Annotated in this window: 14 protein-coding genes; 3 read left to right on the top strand and 11 right to left on the bottom strand. The window is 44.9% G+C overall.

What is annotated here, in order from left to right; translation table 11 throughout:
* Positions 1–60 precede the first annotated feature (60 nt).
* Together EGV92_RS05170 and EGV92_RS05175 are read left to right on the top strand one after the other, a co-directional pair.
* Entirely contained in the window at positions 61–1230 is a 1170-nt protein-coding gene (locus tag EGV92_RS05170; RefSeq protein WP_131668190.1) for a glycosyltransferase, read from the top strand.
* Between the two features lie 192 nt (positions 1231–1422).
* Entirely contained in the window at positions 1423–2361 is a 939-nt protein-coding gene (locus tag EGV92_RS05175; RefSeq protein ID WP_131668191.1) for a DUF1853 family protein, read from the top strand.
* 69 nt (positions 2362–2430) lie between these two features.
* Here EGV92_RS05175 and EGV92_RS05180 read toward each other — a convergent pair whose 3' ends face one another.
* From EGV92_RS05180 to EGV92_RS05215, 8 genes are all read right to left on the bottom strand, one after another.
* On the bottom strand, positions 2431–2976 hold the full coding sequence (locus EGV92_RS05180) for a DUF2726 domain-containing protein (protein WP_131668192.1): 546 nt from the start codon (positions 2974–2976) through the stop codon (positions 2431–2433).
* 352 nt (positions 2977–3328) lie between these two features.
* Entirely contained in the window at positions 3329–4606 is a 1278-nt protein-coding gene (locus tag EGV92_RS05185; protein WP_131668193.1) for an SPOR and LysM peptidoglycan-binding domain-containing protein, read from the bottom strand.
* Between the two features lie 411 nt (positions 4607–5017).
* On the bottom strand, positions 5018–6415 hold the full coding sequence (locus EGV92_RS05190) for a bifunctional folylpolyglutamate synthase/dihydrofolate synthase (protein WP_207401744.1): 1398 nt from the start codon (positions 6413–6415) through the stop codon (positions 5018–5020).
* Between the two features lie 143 nt (positions 6416–6558).
* Positions 6559–7503 (bottom strand): acetyl-CoA carboxylase, carboxyltransferase subunit beta, encoded by a 945-nt coding sequence (gene accD, locus EGV92_RS05195; RefSeq protein ID WP_131668194.1) that lies wholly within the window; start codon positions 7501–7503, stop codon positions 6559–6561.
* 174 nt (positions 7504–7677) lie between these two features.
* The gene (gene trpA / locus EGV92_RS05200) at positions 7678–8505 is read right to left on the bottom strand and encodes a tryptophan synthase subunit alpha (RefSeq protein ID WP_131668195.1); all 828 of its coding nucleotides are present in this window, start codon (positions 8503–8505) and stop codon (positions 7678–7680) included.
* A 395-nt stretch (positions 8506–8900) separates the two neighbouring features.
* Positions 8901–10163, bottom strand: a complete 1263-nt coding sequence (gene trpB, locus EGV92_RS05205; RefSeq protein ID WP_131668196.1) for a tryptophan synthase subunit beta — start codon at positions 10161–10163, stop codon at positions 8901–8903.
* Positions 10164–10433: 270 nt separating this feature from the next.
* Positions 10434–10766: a hypothetical protein gene (locus EGV92_RS05210; RefSeq protein WP_131668197.1), complete on the bottom strand. Its 333-nt coding sequence runs from the start codon at positions 10764–10766 to the stop codon at positions 10434–10436.
* Positions 10767–10841: 75 nt separating this feature from the next.
* Positions 10842–11483, bottom strand: coding sequence for a phosphoribosylanthranilate isomerase (locus EGV92_RS05215; protein WP_131668198.1), 642 nt, complete (start codon positions 11481–11483; stop codon positions 10842–10844).
* 87 nt (positions 11484–11570) lie between these two features.
* On the opposite strand from EGV92_RS05215, the gene EGV92_RS05220 reads away from it, so the two are divergent.
* Positions 11571–13232, top strand: coding sequence for a cryptochrome/photolyase family protein (locus EGV92_RS05220; protein ID WP_131668199.1), 1662 nt, complete (start codon positions 11571–11573; stop codon positions 13230–13232).
* A 246-nt stretch (positions 13233–13478) separates the two neighbouring features.
* Here EGV92_RS05220 and EGV92_RS05225 read toward each other — a convergent pair whose 3' ends face one another.
* The 3 genes from EGV92_RS05225 to EGV92_RS05235 all read right to left on the bottom strand — a co-directional run bounded on the left by EGV92_RS05225 (position 13479) and on the right by EGV92_RS05235 (position 16058).
* Positions 13479–13919 carry a roadblock/LC7 domain-containing protein gene (locus EGV92_RS05225; protein WP_131668200.1) on the bottom strand — a complete coding sequence of 147 codons (441 nt, stop codon included), beginning with the start codon at positions 13917–13919 and terminating at the stop codon, positions 13479–13481.
* Positions 13920–14076: 157 nt separating this feature from the next.
* A complete protein-coding gene (locus EGV92_RS05230) occupies positions 14077–14604 on the bottom strand; it encodes a GTP-binding protein (RefSeq protein ID WP_131668201.1) in 528 nt (175 codons plus the stop codon).
* Positions 14605–14690: 86 nt separating this feature from the next.
* A complete protein-coding gene (locus EGV92_RS05235) occupies positions 14691–16058 on the bottom strand; it encodes a hypothetical protein (RefSeq protein WP_131668202.1) in 1368 nt (455 codons plus the stop codon).
* Positions 16059–16223 lie beyond the last annotated feature (165 nt).

Raw genomic sequence — 16223 nt, forward strand, 5'->3', positions numbered from 1 at the left:
CTTGCTTAGCAGGGTTTTTTTATATGCGAATAATAATCAACCTACTAGAGAGTCAGACATATGTCCCTTTGTCTTAATATGATCGTGAAAAATGAAAGTCACATTATTCAGAAAACTTTAAAAAATATTTGCGATAACTTCCCTATTGATTACTGGGTAATATCAGATACCGGTTCGACAGATAATACTATAGAGATTATAGAGAACTTTTTTCAACTACAAGGAATTGATGGCTTTATTCACTCGGAACCTTGGAAAGATTTTAGTTATAACAGAAATGCAGCACTCAATGCTTGTATAGGCAAGAGTGACTACGTATTAATTTTTGATGCGGATGATAAAGTAGTGGGTGAAATAAAACTTCCTGAACTAGTAGCAGACGCCTACTTTCTTAAATTCACTAGCGAAAGCCTATCCATTCAATACCTCAGAAAACTAATTATAAAAAATAACGGTAATTATAGATGGCGTGGTGTCTTACATGAGTTTTTAGAAAATGATAATGAAGGTCGGGTCGATGAAGTCACTGGGGATTATGCCATTATCTCTGGTCGAACAGGAAGTAGGAACCGCAAAGACAATAAATATTTAGACGACGCTGTTATTTTAGAAAAGGCTTATAACGCGGGTGAAGAGTTAGACCTACTACCACGCTACGCGTTTTATTGTGCTCAGTCCTATAAAGATGCAGGAAAAATAGATCAGGCCATTGATTGGTATAAAAGAAGATGTGAATTAGCAAATGGTTGGTACGATGAGATATATTGTAGTTATGACCAGCTAGGGCTGCTCTATGAAACAAGAGATGACTTTAAAGAAGCTATTTACTACTGGCAAGAAGGGGTTAAATTTGATCCGAAAAGGGCAGAATGTTGGTATAACCTAACACGTAGACATAGCTGGGATAACCAAATAGATCTCGCCTATTGTTATGCCAAGCAGGCAAGTGAGATAGCTATTCCAGAAGGTAATCGTCTGTTTATTAATAAACCTATCTATTTGTACTGGCTATATTATGAGCTGTGTTTAAATGCATATAAAATAGGGAAAATAGAAGAATCATATAACGCATTTAAAAAAATGACTTATCATTGCCCTCAAGATTTAGTTAATAGATTGGCCTACCAAGTTCCTGCCTATAAGGAACTGATATCAGAAGATAAATTTATTGAAGTCAAAGCGTTGTCATTGAACCTAACTCGACTTAATAGATTAGACTTATTGAACTAAGTAAACATACTCCCTAGCCTTTAATAACTGAGCAGGTGTTGATATTGTGATGACCATCAAAAATGCAATCGGGCAGTGCTAGACATTAACTTAAGAAGACGGTAGGGTAAGCGCACACTTGCGGCGCTAAAGCCTGTAAGAAAATATTATAAAAGGCGACAGCCAAAAACTGTTATAAGAGTAAAAGCTGACATGATTGACTTAAACGCCCTAGCACCTTGGGAGCGCTACTCTCGTCCCTTTGTGCGCGACTTAGCGTTTGCCCTCGCCTGTCCGCCAGTGCTCAATGCTTGGGTAGACCATGAACCATTGATGAATACACCCACTGTCGTCATGCACTCAGCGGCGTTCTGGCAACAGCAGTTTGCGGCATATCAATCGCGTTTAGAGATGTTAGATAACACCAAAGCCTATCGCCGCTTAACTAGGTTTTTGATGAGTCGCCCTAGCCCTTATCGGTTAGGATTTCACTTTGAAGGACTGATGCACTTCTGGCTCACTGATGGCTTCGATCATGGCTACCATGCTTATGAAGTGCTGGCGCATAATGTTCAGCTATTCCGCGATAAGCAGACTGTTGGTGAGCTAGATTATATCCTGCACAATCATGATACGGATGAAATTGAGCACTGGGAATTAGCGATTAAGTTTTTCTTAGGCGCGCCGCCATACGGCTTTGCAAACTGGGTCGGTATGAACTCTAGAGACAATCTTAAACGCAAAATGACCCATATGCAAAGTAAGCAATTTGGCGCGGTATGGATCGATGTGGACTTTAAGGAGAGTGTGAAAAGAGTAAAAATAGATAAGCGAGTTGCCGTGATTAAGGGCCGGTTTTGTCGGCCAGTTAGTGACACTCAATTTGCGCGGCCTGCTTGGCTCACTCCCAACTTTCCAATACATGACTGGTACGATGGTAATAATAAGGCGCAGCTAGCTACCCTTAATGTGAGGATGCTACGACGCGCCCGATATGTCGAATGGTTTACCAGGCGTAGTTTTTATGATGACTCAGTCGAATGGTCAGCGGTCACACCCCTTGAGTCAGGACTGTACTTTGAAGCAGATCGTCCATTAGTCATTTATCGCGATAAACTTAATAGTAACATGAGGTTAATAAAGTCACCATAAGTTTTGCAAGTAGACTGAATATGGTAATAAGCCAATCGGCCACCCATACCCTCTTAGAGGCCGCCCAGTCTATATCGAGTAATTTTCAATAGCTTTTAATACCTCGTGCCGCAGTATCTCAACACTCGGCATTCGCTCAGCATGAAAGCGCAATATAGGGATACCCGCACTAGCCAGTGCCTTGTCCTTTTTGGCATCGGCCTTTTGACTAGATTTACTATTGTGGGTCCAGTCATCAAGCTCGATGGCCAGTAACGTCGTTTGCGCATCGACATCTACTAACACATAATCCACACTTTGCCGACAAATACGATTGAACCAAAAGCTGCGATCTGTGCCTGCCTCTTCGTTAGGTTCTATAATCCGAGACAATTGAACTTGACTAAAAATGTGATACTCAGGAATGGCTTTTTGTAACTTACGAAAGAATATGACCTCGGTATCCGTCATGATAGGCATAGGCTCAAATGGCCAGATTGCCAACTCGTCGCCACGGACGGGTTGACTAGAATGACTTTGGGACGATTGGCGCTGCTGCCGACGATTGAATTTGAGCAGAAAAATGAAAGAAACAAAGCCAAAGGCTGCAAGCAAGAATAAACTGCCAAATAACATGAAAAGACCTTTTGATAAAAACAGATTTTTCCAAACCTATTTTAGTCACTGTATTAGCGAGTACGATTTAGAGTAAATAAAAAAGCGCTTTAAAAATGTAAAAATAATGTCGAAAAAAAGTGCTAACGCTTTATGAGTAGGATAACAGTGCTACTGTATCTAGCATCAGTTATTTAGCCACGCATGCTACCTGAGCACATTAGTAAGCTCAACGTAAGAAATAAAAAAACACGACAGCTAGTGTCGTGTTTAATAATGACAGTTAAGACGATATCAAGTTAGCTAATTGCTAATATTAAATTTCTAAGCTTCAAATTAACCAAATGCTATAGCTTATAGACTTCTACAACCTTTAACGCCAATATAGTACCCAAGCATTATTGACCCCTGTACGAGGATCAGCGTTGATCTTGTCCTTAAGCGCCAAAGCGGCAGGCTTGCCAGTCTCGGGACCAACAATCACCCGTACACCGCGACTGGTCGGACTAGTAGAGACCTTATACCCTGCTGCTCGCATTTTTTTAGCGACCTCATCAGCTTTAGCTTGGTTGTCCGCCAATGCCACTTGCACCCCAAAGGTCCCTTTGGCTTCACCTCGAGCTGCCTCACGGCGAGCTTCAGCAAGTCGCTGCTGAGCTGTCTTAGCCGCTTCAGCACGTCTTTTTGCCGCTTCGGCTTCACGCTCTAATCGAGCAATTTGTCTTCGTGATGGTATTTTTAGCTCTTGACCCACATGAAGGTTAGCATTCGGCTTTATATTGTTCGCTTGGGCTAGAGCCTCAACCGGTACGTTATATTGACGAGCCAACCTGATTAGACCATCACCACGTTTGACGATATAGTCTGATGGGCTAGTTGGTGCTCGCTCGGCAGCTTTGGCCTTTTCTTCAGCCGCCCTTCTTTGCTCTTCTTTTTCTTTTTGAGCCTGTTGCCGCTCAGCTTTTAGCTGCTGTTCTTGCTTGGCTTTAGCGGCCGCTATTTCGGCTTCACGCTCTTTTTGCTCTGCTTGCGCCCTTTGACGTTCAGCACGCTTTTGCGCCGCTAGTTTTTCTTGCTCAGCGGCTTCACGTTGGGCTTTTTGTGCTGCAAGTTGAGCTGCTTTGTCATCGGTTTGCTGTGTCTGATTCTGGACCGCTTGAGTAGTCACTGGTGCTTGGGCTGTCACTTCTCTTTGATTATCAAGGCCACTATTGCTAATGTCGACTCTGGGCTTCACCGTCGGTTTAGCAATTGTTGATTGAGCAGCGACTTCAGTATTGGCATCACCGCCGACTGGCTCAACCGCATTATCCATATAACGCTGATTTTCTGCTCGCGCCTTGGCTAGCGCTTCGGCTTCGGCACGCTCTTGCTCCGCCAAAAACTCTTGCGTCCGCTTTTCTTGTTGAGCAACTCGGGCTTCTCGTTCTTTTTGCTTCTGCGCGAGGATACGTTGTTCGGTCTCGATATCAGTCGTCAATGGCTGTACAGCATTAGCTGCCTGTCCTGTTGCCGCTTGTTGTTCAATGATTTTAGGCTCAGGAGTCTGAACCTGCTCTGAGGCGCCAATCTGCTGTACCATCGCGAACAGTACCACACTGCCGCCTATCATCATTGCCACACCCAATAAGGCTTGTCTCGAAAAATTCATCCGTTTTGTCTCTTATCTGGTCATTAATTAACTGGCGTTTGACGTTATTGCTGTTAATACCCAGCAGTCGCTAATACAAGGCTGTCGACTAAAGGCACCTTGCTCTTTGCATCCTATAGTCTGCCGCAACTAATGTCTCTACGCAGCATTATGAATTGACGTGGCTTAAAGTGAATCTTACTGACTACTACAGTTTCTAAGCTATTATGTGCTAGCGCCTACGGCCAGCTACAAGCTCTGGAAGCTTGATTATAAATCATCTGCACAACCTTGTCTGCTGCGCTTGAAAAATTATCAGTTGACCTAGTTGGTCTATCAGACGATACAATAAGCAATATTAACCAAAATAATAAGTTAATAAAAATTTATAATAATAACTAGGATTTGTTTGCTTCTAAAGGATAATAGCACTTATACAGGTGGCAGCTCAGCTTTTAAGGCAATGAGCACTTCACCTATGGTGTGAAAAGAGCCGCAAACGACTACAAAGTCATCATCTGCTGTCGCGGCTAGTACCCCTTTACTGGCAGCCGCCAAATCAGTATAGGTCAATAGCTTGTTTGGATCCACTTGCTCTTGAATCGTGTCTGATAGCAAGCTAATATCTGCCGCGCGTGGATGGTCAATAGCGGCCACATGCCATTGGCTAATCGGTAACGGCGCTTGAGTCAGACACTGCACCACCTTTGCGATGGGCTTATCCGCTAGCATCGAGAATATAATATGCAGCTGCGCTTGAGGATGCTGCGCTAAATGCTGTTGCCACATAGGAATGAGCTGCGGTAAAACGAAATTCATCCCCTCAACATTGTGCGCCACATCAAATAGCCACTGCCGTCCCTCAAGCTTACGCCCATCAAAGCGTCCGGCAAGCTTCACCGTACGAAGCGCTGCTGCTATATGCTCATGACTCACTGTTAGCGAACTGGCCAATATAGCCGCTATCGCATTGCTAGTATTGCTAAGTGATAAGGACGGCTTGGGCAAGTGTAAAGTGAGCGCGGCACTACTAAACTGCCATTGTGACCCAACGCTCCCTCCTTCCCGTGATGCAGCTGTCGAACTCTCCACACTAGTCTCTGGCTCATAATAGGCAAAGTCTTGACCTGCTTGATAGCAGCTGACGTTTAATTCAGTGATTTTATCCTGCACACTTTGCGGCATGTCAGTATCACCGAAGATTAGCGTACCGCCCTGACGCAGGATGCCAGCTTTCTCATAACCAATCTGCTCTTTGCTATCGCCAAGCCAGTCAACATGATCAATACCGATATTGGTTATGATCGCCATATCAGGGTCGATAATATTGACCACATCGAGACGGCCGCCTAGACCAATTTCTAGGACCCAAACGTCGCAGTCCGCCTCAGCAAAGATAAGCATCGCTGCCAGTGTCGTCATCTCAAAAAACGACAGTGTCAGACCACAAGCCAATCGTGCTTGCTCTACCGCAAAAAAAGCCTCTACCAAGGTCTTATCGCCTACTGCTTCACCATTGATGCGTACCCGCTCGTTAAAATCGATCAGATGTGGAGACTGGTAAAGTGCTGTCTTAAATCCAGCTTGCTGACTAATCTCAGCAATAACGGCGGTAGTAGAGCCTTTACCGTTAGTGCCGGCGACCGTAAAGACATAAGCATCATCTTTGGCCGACTGAATAAGCCCTAGGTGCTCAGCCACTGGTATCACGCGTGATAATCCCAAATCTATAGCAGAGACATGAATCTGCTGCATATAATTGAGCCATTCTGAAAGTGAGCTTGAATTATCGGGTGAGCTTAGGACTTCAGGAGAGTTTTCGAGGGTCATAAATAGCCATCTATAAATAGGTTAAGCATGCCTAACCTTAGACATGCTTATTAAAAAAGTATCTATTCGACAGTATTGCTTATATTGACGCTAATACTAATGTTACTACTTTAAGATAAATTACAATTTAATTAAAGTGTCTTCTAGGCCAATACATTGTCTTGATGCGTCATCTTAGCGAGTAACCGATATATGGTGTCATTCAGCTGATGACGGTGCACGACTTGATCAATCACACCGTGCTCAAGCAAAAATTCAGCACGCTGAAATGGCTCTTCTAGCGTCTCACGAACAGTTTGCTCAATAACACGCTTGCCAGCAAAGCCGATCATGGCTTTAGGCTCAGCCAGATGAATATCACCAATCATCGCCAAAGATGCCGTTACCCCACCATAAACAGGGTTGGTCAATACCACCACATACGGGATACCTGCTAGTCTTAAACGCTCAATTGCGGCGGCAGTACGCGCCATCTGCATGAGTGACAGCAGGCCTTCTTGCATTCGCGCCCCACCGGAGGCCGCAAAGCATATTAAGGGAATGCCATCTTCAAGCGCTTGCTCGGCAGCTTGAACAAAGCGGTCACCCACTACCGACCCCATAGAGCCGCCCATAAAGCGAAAATCAAAGGCACAAGCCACGACCGATAAGTTCTGTAACTTACCTCTCATAACTAAGAGCGCCTCTGTCTCTCCTGTCTTCTCTTGCGCCTCAGCCATTCGCTGGGGGTAAGGCTTGCTATCGACAAACTTTAGCGGATCGCCTGCCGTAAACTCTTGACCAAGCTCGCTATCAACTTGGCTCAAAAACCATCGCAGCCGCTCTCTGGCAGTCATTGCTAAATGGTTGTCGCAATGCGGACAAACATAACAATTAAAAATAAGCGCTGTGTTGGTGGTCACGGAATGGCACTGCGGACACTGAGTAGACGGCTCGGTCTCTACAGCGGTCAGTTGCGGCGTGGTCTGCCGTTTAACTTTAGGAACTGGTCGATCAAGCCAAGTCGCCGCTTGAGAAACATTACTATTAGCCACACCTGAATTTGCTTTTTCTGCGCCGACGGCAACGGCATCTGTTGATTGAGTCATAATTAATAATCACTTATACAAAAATGCTTTTAGTTTACACTTGTAAACCCTATTTCGCAAAGTGCTTTATGAAAGCCTTGCACACAAACCTCACTTCGCAGTGACTTAGCGGAAAAACAATGCAGAAGTAGTCGATAAATAGTAGCAAACAATCTCAATCTTGTGGTCTATGAACTAAGCTGATAATGAATCAATTGCACTACGCAGCTCGTCCATCTTCTCCATCATCTTATCTTGTGCGGCAGCAATAGCAGCAGCATCACTATGGCCGCTTAAGTCTGCAAAATGCTTGACCAGCTCACTACCAACGATAACGCCATCTGCGAACTCGCCTACTGCTTTTGCTGACTCGCCATCACGGATACCGAACCCCACACAGACAGGTAAGTCAGTCTCAGACTTAATCGCCGTAACTTGCTGTTTTACATCATCAGTGTCCAGACTAGCAGACCCAGTCACACCTTTAAGCGAGACATAGTAGATATAACCGCCACAATGGGTTAACACTTGCTGGCGGCGCTCAGGTAAAGTGGTCGGCGATAATAGGAATATCTCATTCATCGAGTGCGATGCTAAGCGCTCGGTAAAAGTCCCTGCCTCAGCGGGTGGCAAGTCCACCATTAAGATCCCGTCAACGCCCGCGTCTTCGCAAAGACTGATAAAACGGTCATAGCCAATAATCTCAACGGGATTTAGATAGCCCATTAAGATAATGGGCGTGTCCGCATTGGTCTTGCGAAACTCTTTGACCATCTCAATCGCTTGACGCGTACTCGTACCGCCAGCTAAGGCGCGCTCACCTGCTAAGGCAATGGTCGGGCCATCGGCCATGGGGTCAGAAAATGGCAAGCCAAGCTCAATCATATCTGCGCCGTGCTCGACTAAGTCATGTAGCAGATCGACAGTGATGTTTGGCGCTGGATCTCCGGCCATCACATAAGGGATTAGGGCTTTTTTATTTTGCTGTTTTAGGGTATTAAATGTGCTTTCGATTCTGGTCATTTTGATCTCTTAATTTGGATTAACTGACTTTACGTTATTCTGGCTTTATAACCTTAGTGGCTAATAACTTCACAATTTTTTGAGCTTTTTATCAGGGGCTTTTTTATCAAAGGTAAGTAGACTGGCAGCTTTTTTAAACTGGCTGACCTGATGGGCAATAACCCCGTCGGCAAAATCACCATTTGCCTATAAAAATTTGCTTGTCAAAAATAAACACCTTGGTCCAAGGCATTGTTATCATAAATCACATTATCTTGGACGACTAAATCCTGCAACATATTCGCAAGCCATCGCCCTACTTGCAGACTTATGCTCTCAAAAGCAAACATACCGCCGAGGTATCTCAACTTAATCCTTCCAATTGAGAGCACAGAGGTTATTATCTATCACTTAACCTAAAGCTCAATCCCTTCTGCCTGCATGACCGAGTGCAGGTCTTTATCACCACGGCCCGACATGTTCACAATAATGCTCTGGTCAGGACGCATGGTTTTGGCCAACTTCAAGGCATAAGCCACGGCATGAGCAGACTCAAGGGCTGGAATGATACCCTCTTTACGCGTGACTTCATGGAACCCCTCAAGCGCCTCTTTATCCGTACAGCCGACGTACTCAACACGCTTCATGTCTTTTAAGAAGCTATGCTCAGGGCCAACACCGGGGTAATCAAGTCCTGCCGAGATAGAATGCGTCTCTAGAATCTGACCGTCATCATCGGCCATGAGGTAGGTTCGATTGCCATGTAACACCCCAATCCGACCTGCAGCGAGCGGCGCAGAATGACGACCGGTCTCGATACCATCACCTGTGGCTTCTACACCGTACATCTTCACTTCAGAGTCATTTAGAAAGTCAAAGAATAGGCCAATCGCATTGGAGCCGCCACCCACACAGGCGACTAGAGCATCAGGAAGCTTGCCAGTCTTCTCTAAATGCTGAATGCGCGCTTCTTTCCCGATAATCGCCTGAAAGTCACGTACCAATAGCGGATACGGATGTGGCCCTGCTACGGTACCGATAATATAATAGGTGGTATCGACATTGGTCACCCAATCGCGCATCGCCTCGTTCATCGCGTCTTTTAGCGTGCGTGAACCTGAAGTGACTGGCACGACTTTAGCACCGAGCAAACGCATACGATATACGTTCATCTTTTGGCGCTCAACGTCTTCTGCACCCATATAAATAATACATTCAAGACCTAGTCTTGCAGCAATTGTCGCGGTTGCTACGCCATGTTGACCAGCGCCAGTCTCGGCAATAATACGTTTTTTGCCGCACATCTTCGCCAGTAATGCCTGACCAATGGTGTTATTTACCTTGTGCGCGCCAGTATGGTTTAAGTCTTCACGCTTAAAATAAATCTGCGCACCGCCAATCTCATTACTTAGCCGCTTGGCATGATATAACGGTGTAGGACGACCGACATAATTGACCAAATCGTTGTGGTACTCTTCCCAAAACTTAGGGTCCTGCTTCACTTGATTGTACAAGGTCTCAAGCTCTTCAAGCGCGGCCATTAGCGTCTCAGAGACAAAGCGGCCGCCATGAACACCAAAGTGACCACTAGCGTTTGGATATTGATTGTAATCTGTCAGCTCACTTGCCGATCCATTACCTGCTTCATCATTGTGCGAAATATTACTAAATATGTTCATAAAAGGTTCACTCTTTTCATAGGGTCAATACAATTATTAATCATCAAAATCTTTTTTTATCTATCAGCTGTGGTCCAAATCTATTTAAAGCCAGTGCTTGCTTAATTAAATTTAGACTCGCAAAACTTACTTTTGAGTATCATATATGGCATCTATTATCAGCTGTCTTAATACCATTCATCTTGGTATTAAACCATTAATATGTTTAAGTTTATCCATGATAAACGCTTTTACGAGTGCTTGTATCAGAAGATGCGCCGTCAAACTCGATCAGGTGACATAACCATGAATATAGGCCAGGCCACATCCCCAAATTATGGCTATAACCAACCAAATTAAAAACTTAAATCGATGATACCAATATCCAGCGGCAAAACAGGCAAAAGCACAGCTAAAGAAGAAATAACCGCAAGCAACAGCTTTACTACCAGAGTAGTGAGATATATTTGAGCCTAGCCCACCACCTAATGATATCTCTTGCTCAACCAAACCAACATAAGCTAAAAAACTAAAAACAATAATGGCTAGTAAGCTACAAAACCACGTAAACCATTTTAAGCTTTTTACTGCATCGTCGTCATACTCTATCTCTTCACCTATCATCTCAGATTACCCACGCTCAGCCAAAATTTATTTAGCAACTTTATAAATTACCAACTTTATAAGTTATCAGCTTCGCTAGTGGTATCGCTTCACTGCCTTTATGAACGCCAACATTTTATCGATATCTTTGATACCTTTTTGTGCTTCAATACCACCGCTAACGTCGACAGCACTAATGGGCAAATCTACAACACCTGCAACATTTTCAGGCGTTAGACCGCCTGCCAGTATAATAGGTAGCGCGGAACTCTCAGGGACTAATGACCAATCAAAGCGCTCCCCTGTCCCACCGTAGGCCTCTTTATGATAGGCATCTAACAAAATACTGCTCGCGCCTGCTTTGGCATAGTCGGCTATTAGCGCCTTAATCGAGTCAGGTGTGTGCGACTGCTTATCAATGCGCAGCGCCTTAATCCAGCGCTTATTCGCTATTTTTGCCAATCGCTCACAGTCAGCAGGCGACTCGTCACCATGAAATTGGATGACATCAATGGGGACAGTACTTATTAGTTGTGCCAGCTCATCATCCTGTATATTTACCACTAACGCTACGATACTGACAAAAGCAGGAACATGGGCAATGAGAGGCAAAGCTTGCTCAGCAGTGATAGCGCGTGGGCTGGGTGGATAAAATACTAGACCAAGGGCATCAGCACCAAGCTCAATGGCTTGCTGCACATCACACACTCGGGTCAATCCGCAGAACTTAACTTGCATTGGGCGGTCTCAATAGGATTTGCACAAAAAAACTTATCCTAGCATACTTTATTCGAAGTTTTAGCGTCGTAAACAAAAGGATACCACATGAGCGCCACCGTCACGCCTCAACTAGTCAAGTCGCCACACTATCTCATGTGGTTTCGTACGGATCTTCGCCTACATGACAATACCGCGCTTACTGCCATTTGTGAACAGGCTCTTTGTGAGCAGGCACAGCAGACTAAATCAGAAGCTAAAGCTAAAATATCTGCGGTATTTTTTATCACACCTGAGCAGTGGCATAAACATGACATGTCGCTTGCCCAAGCTGATTTTATTTGTCGTACCCTCCCCGTATTAGCCAATGACTTAGCGCAAACCCTGAATATCCAATTGCAGGTAATTGAGGCAGCAAGCTTTGACGATTGTACTCACACGCTGATCGAGCTTTGCCAACGACAAAATATCACTCATATAGCGGCCAATTATGAATACGAAGTTAATGAATTGACGCGAGATGCGGCGTTAGCATCTAGACTGGCTAATTATCAAATTGAGTTCAACCGCTACCACGACCAGTGTATCCTGCCACCGCAGACGGTCACTACTGGCGACGATAAGATGTACCAAGTCTTCACGCCGTTTTATAAAAAGTGGCAAGCCATTGTCGATGCCAGTCCCCCTCTTTTACATGAAACGCCTAGTATAAGTGCCTTGGATAATGAGCAAGTTAGTCCTCAAGACAGATATCAAGCTTTAGACGCTAATCTAAAAAGCATCTCTAAACTATGTCAAACAGCACTGGAGAAATATCAAAAGCTTGCAGGCTGCTTTGATGAAGCGCGAAGGACGGATGAGGGACAAAAAACGCTGTTAGAACACACCAAGCTGGCTTATCCTGCAGGTGAGTGCGCCGCCCGCGTGCGCCTGACTGATTTTGTCAGTGACGACATTCGCCAATATGATATTGCGCGTGACCGGCCAGCGCTAGCGGCAACCAGCCAGCTTTCAGCGTATCTAACCATTGGCGCAATTAGCCCGCGGCTATGTTACTTACAAGCGCAGGAGGCTTTATTTTCATCTAAAAATGCGGGGGACAATAAAGACCCTGAAGTTGATGATAGTAACGAAGGTCATTCTACAGACATTCAGCGCTGGATATCAGAGCTGGCATGGCGCGACTTTTATCGCCACGTCATCGTATCGCGACCTGATATCGTTCGCGGTCATGCTTATAAAAAAGAGACTGACGCTAAGATTAATTGGTCATATAACTCTGACGACTTTGACCTGTGGTGCCAAGGGATGACTGGAGTGCCGCTTGTCGATGCGGCCATGCGCTGCTTAAATGCCACAGGTTTTATGCATAATCGGCTGCGGATGGTGACGGCGATGTTTCTTACCAAAGACTTGCTCATAGATTGGCGACTGGGTGAACGCTACTTTATGCAGCGCTTGATCGATGGTGACTTTGCCGCTAATAATGGCGGTTGGCAATGGAGCGCGTCTGTCGGCACCGATGCCGCGCCCTACTTTCGCATTATGAACCCATTTAGCCAAGCCAAAACCCATGACAAAGAGGCGACATTTATCAAAACATGGCTTCCTGAGCTAAAAGATATTCCTGCAAATATACTGCATGATGAGCATAAACTGCGTACAGCTTTGGGCAAAGGCGGTGCGTTTGCGGCTATTGACTACCCAGTAGTGATGGTCGAGCATAAGGTTGCTCGCCTTAACGCTATCGCCCAGTTCAAGAGTGAGTAGACTAGGCGTCTCTCAAAATCGAGCGCGTCATATACAATTGCCACAAAAAACCGTCAGTATTATCTACTGACGGCTTAAACTATTCAGACCTATTCTATGATTCAGAGCTGATTAAAAGTACTAAGGTACTAAGCGGTACATTGATACAGGCAAAACTGACTCTCGCCATCATCGTGATTAAACAGTTAATGATGACAATGGTAAGCGAGTAGCAATCAACATAGCTTTTGCGGTACTGTCATCACTTTAAGAGCTGTGGTATTTGCGATCTAGCTCGATAAGTCTATTGATGGCTTTATTCATACCGTGCATGATTTGACCTAATAGTACTTGTTGCTTGGTTACGACAATCGTAATCATGGGCTGATTTTCATTGGGTACCGCGCTAATCATAATCTTACCGTTCTGCGCGTCTAAGATGACAGAGCGGCAGCCCGTCAGCTTTGCCTCATTGGATAATGCTTGGACCAATGCTAGGATAGAGCTACCAACAGCTGACAGCTTACCGCCGTCATAGTCCTTTTGAAAGAGCGAGCTGACTTCAAAGCCATCGGTAGAAGCCAATAACACCCCATCTATACCGCTCGTTGAATGTACCAACTCATGCAAAACTTCTTTAGACGCAGCGACATACAGTGCGTCAGGCTTTACTCGGTTGGTCGCAGTTTGAAATAATTTATCACTCATTTGTCATGGTTCCATTAGTTATCAGATTGGTCAAAATTGGTCGCTACTTAGCTTTGACCATCTTGACACTAGCCACTTATCTACTGATTTTGGCTATTGTATTCTTTCTACTACCGTCTCGATACTACCTATTTATTAATACACACTCGGTTCATGACTATGATTCATGCTCGAGTGCGGCAATGATACTTTCTACCAGCAGCAATACGTCCTCTTTTTTACGCATATCTACAGGAAAGATAGGCAGCATACGCTCCTTCTTATCTAACCAATCTCTGTAGATGGCAAAGGGCCGTTCAGGTCGCCTATCAATCTGGCTTACCCCAATCACTATTCGGCCTTCATACATATCAGCAAAGCTTGCAAGATAGCGCTCTAAATCGTCGATAGGGTCCTCAGCAGAGTGATCAATCAACAAGATAACCCCTAATGCGCCCTGCGATAGAATCGGCCAAATAAAATTAAAGCGCTCCTGACCAGGAGTGCCATATAGTCCGATACTGGTACCATCATCAAGAGCCAGCTCACCATAGTCCATCCCAACAGTGGTCAGCACCTTAGCATGAGCATCCAGATCAGTATTCAATGCTTCAGTAGATACTACAGGGATGTCCGAAAGACTGGCGATAGCTTGAGTTTTACCCGCCCCCATTGGTCCACCAAACACAATCTTTAATCGTTGCATAACGGTCTTTTACCTATAATATTTTAGAGTATTCATTGTTAGTGACGCCCGATTAGCATCAGCTTACTCTACGTAATCTATAACAGCTACAACCCAAGCTTTTGGCGCAGCTTGGCTAAGAAGCCCATCTTAGTCTGCCGAATCTCGCTCTTAGCAGGCTCTTGCTTAGGCGTAGCATTTGTTGCTTGATTGCTGCTATCGCTACCATATGTAGGCGCCGCTATACCGGCTTTACGTCGAGCCAGCACTCTTTCAAGTGGCGACAGCTTGGCATGATCTAGCTCAGCCGCAGCCGCAGATTCAGCTTCGTTGTTAGCGGCAGCTGAGTCATCGTTATCTGTAACTGGTAGCGCAGAGCCAGATTGACCGCCAACATTATCCGAATTGACCGTTATTGTCTCATAGCTTTCTGCTTGTAAATTACCCGATAGCAACAGCGCTGCTATCGCCTTTTTAGCCACATCTCTTGACGTCTGGGCATTTCTTGCCAACTGCGCTACAGTTCGAGGCGACATCTCAAGTACGGTCATGATACGTAGCAACACTCGTCGATCTGAGTTATTATCCGGCTTAATCCAATAGCGCAGTTGATAAGACTGGTTGATTGAGATTAGCTGTACTAATGTATCGGCATTCGCCCAAGCGATATCCCATAGCCATTGACTCAGGTTTATCGCTTGCTCGGCTTCAGGGGTCTGCCCTTGATAAGGACTTAATCGCCAATCTAACAACTTCTCAATCCCAGCGCTGGACTGCGATGGCCAAATACGCCCCGATGTTGGTTCAATAATAGCGGCTTTGTGGCCCTCTACGCTAAGCTCAAAAAGCCCTTGTGGCTGCTGATGTAGCTGCTTAATTATCTCAATTATCGACTCATAGTCCTGTGTTATGTCTGGTGTTGCCGTATTAACACTATGTTTGTCAGAAGTCGCATTAGTAGATGTAGAGGATAAAAGCTCAGTTGCTTTTTTCTCTTGAGGGTCAGTAGTGTGAGTAGTACCTGAGTGCTGAGTAGCGCTCTGTAGATTTTGCGCGGTCTGCGACTGCTCTGAAGCGTCGCTGGTTTCTGAGATGGCTTTTATATCGTCTGATAAGGCAGTAACATGGCGCGCTAGCCAGTCACTTAGCTCGTTAAGCTTTTTAAGTGGCAAAACCAGCTGCTCATCGGTAATCTTACCTTCTCCTGTCTCGCTGCGAGAGACAAACAACACTGGCTTATGGACCTGTTTTGCCAGTAAGTTCTTGACACTTTGAGCTTCACGAAACTCATTATTAATCATGAACAGATCCACATCCGTGTGATTCGCCGACACCCAATCTAGGTCAGCTTCTAGGCGCAGCAATACTCGTAAATACCCTTTGAGTATTACTTGATCTGCTGGCTTAATTCCAACTAACGCCGTCCGTAAGACCTTTTTTAAGTTATGTTGACTACTGCCCGCAAGGCTACTCATCTACCTTCTCCAAGTACTCTATTTTAGTACCAAAAAATTGTACTGATTGATATAAACTGTTTTTTTGAAAGCATGCACAATTTAAACCAGTTACCATCAACAAGGTGGCTTATCACTGCTCTAATTAAATCATCGACACTGACTCTTTTGGAATTATCGGCAGAT

Source organism: Psychrobacter pygoscelis (assembly GCF_004335015.1).
Taxonomy (GTDB): domain Bacteria; phylum Pseudomonadota; class Gammaproteobacteria; order Pseudomonadales; family Moraxellaceae; genus Psychrobacter; species Psychrobacter pygoscelis.

Coding starts and splice junctions, on each gene's coding strand:
- EGV92_RS05235 (WP_131668202.1), bottom strand. CDS start 16,058: ATGAGTAGCCTTGCGGGCAGTAGTCAACATAACTTAAAAAAGGTCTTA.
- EGV92_RS05180 (WP_131668192.1), bottom strand. CDS start 2,976: ATGTTATTTGGCAGTTTATTCTTGCTTGCAGCCTTTGGCTTTGTTTCT.
- EGV92_RS05215 (WP_131668198.1), bottom strand. CDS start 11,483: ATGCAAGTTAAGTTCTGCGGATTGACCCGAGTGTGTGATGTGCAGCAA.
- EGV92_RS05170 (WP_131668190.1), top strand. CDS start 61: ATGTCCCTTTGTCTTAATATGATCGTGAAAAATGAAAGTCACATTATT.
- EGV92_RS05190 (WP_207401744.1), bottom strand. CDS start 6,415: ATGACCCTCGAAAACTCTCCTGAAGTCCTAAGCTCACCCGATAATTCA.
- trpA (WP_131668195.1), bottom strand. CDS start 8,505: ATGACCAGAATCGAAAGCACATTTAATACCCTAAAACAGCAAAATAAA.
- EGV92_RS05230 (WP_131668201.1), bottom strand. CDS start 14,604: ATGCAACGATTAAAGATTGTGTTTGGTGGACCAATGGGGGCGGGTAAA.
- trpB (WP_131668196.1), bottom strand. CDS start 10,163: ATGAACATATTTAGTAATATTTCGCACAATGATGAAGCAGGTAATGGA.
- EGV92_RS05185 (WP_131668193.1), bottom strand. CDS start 4,606: ATGAATTTTTCGAGACAAGCCTTATTGGGTGTGGCAATGATGATAGGC.
- accD (WP_131668194.1), bottom strand. CDS start 7,503: ATGACTCAATCAACAGATGCCGTTGCCGTCGGCGCAGAAAAAGCAAAT.
- EGV92_RS05225 (WP_131668200.1), bottom strand. CDS start 13,919: ATGAGTGATAAATTATTTCAAACTGCGACCAACCGAGTAAAGCCTGAC.
- EGV92_RS05175 (WP_131668191.1), top strand. CDS start 1,423: ATGATTGACTTAAACGCCCTAGCACCTTGGGAGCGCTACTCTCGTCCC.
- EGV92_RS05210 (WP_131668197.1), bottom strand. CDS start 10,766: ATGATAGGTGAAGAGATAGAGTATGACGACGATGCAGTAAAAAGCTTA.
- EGV92_RS05220 (WP_131668199.1), top strand. CDS start 11,571: ATGAGCGCCACCGTCACGCCTCAACTAGTCAAGTCGCCACACTATCTC.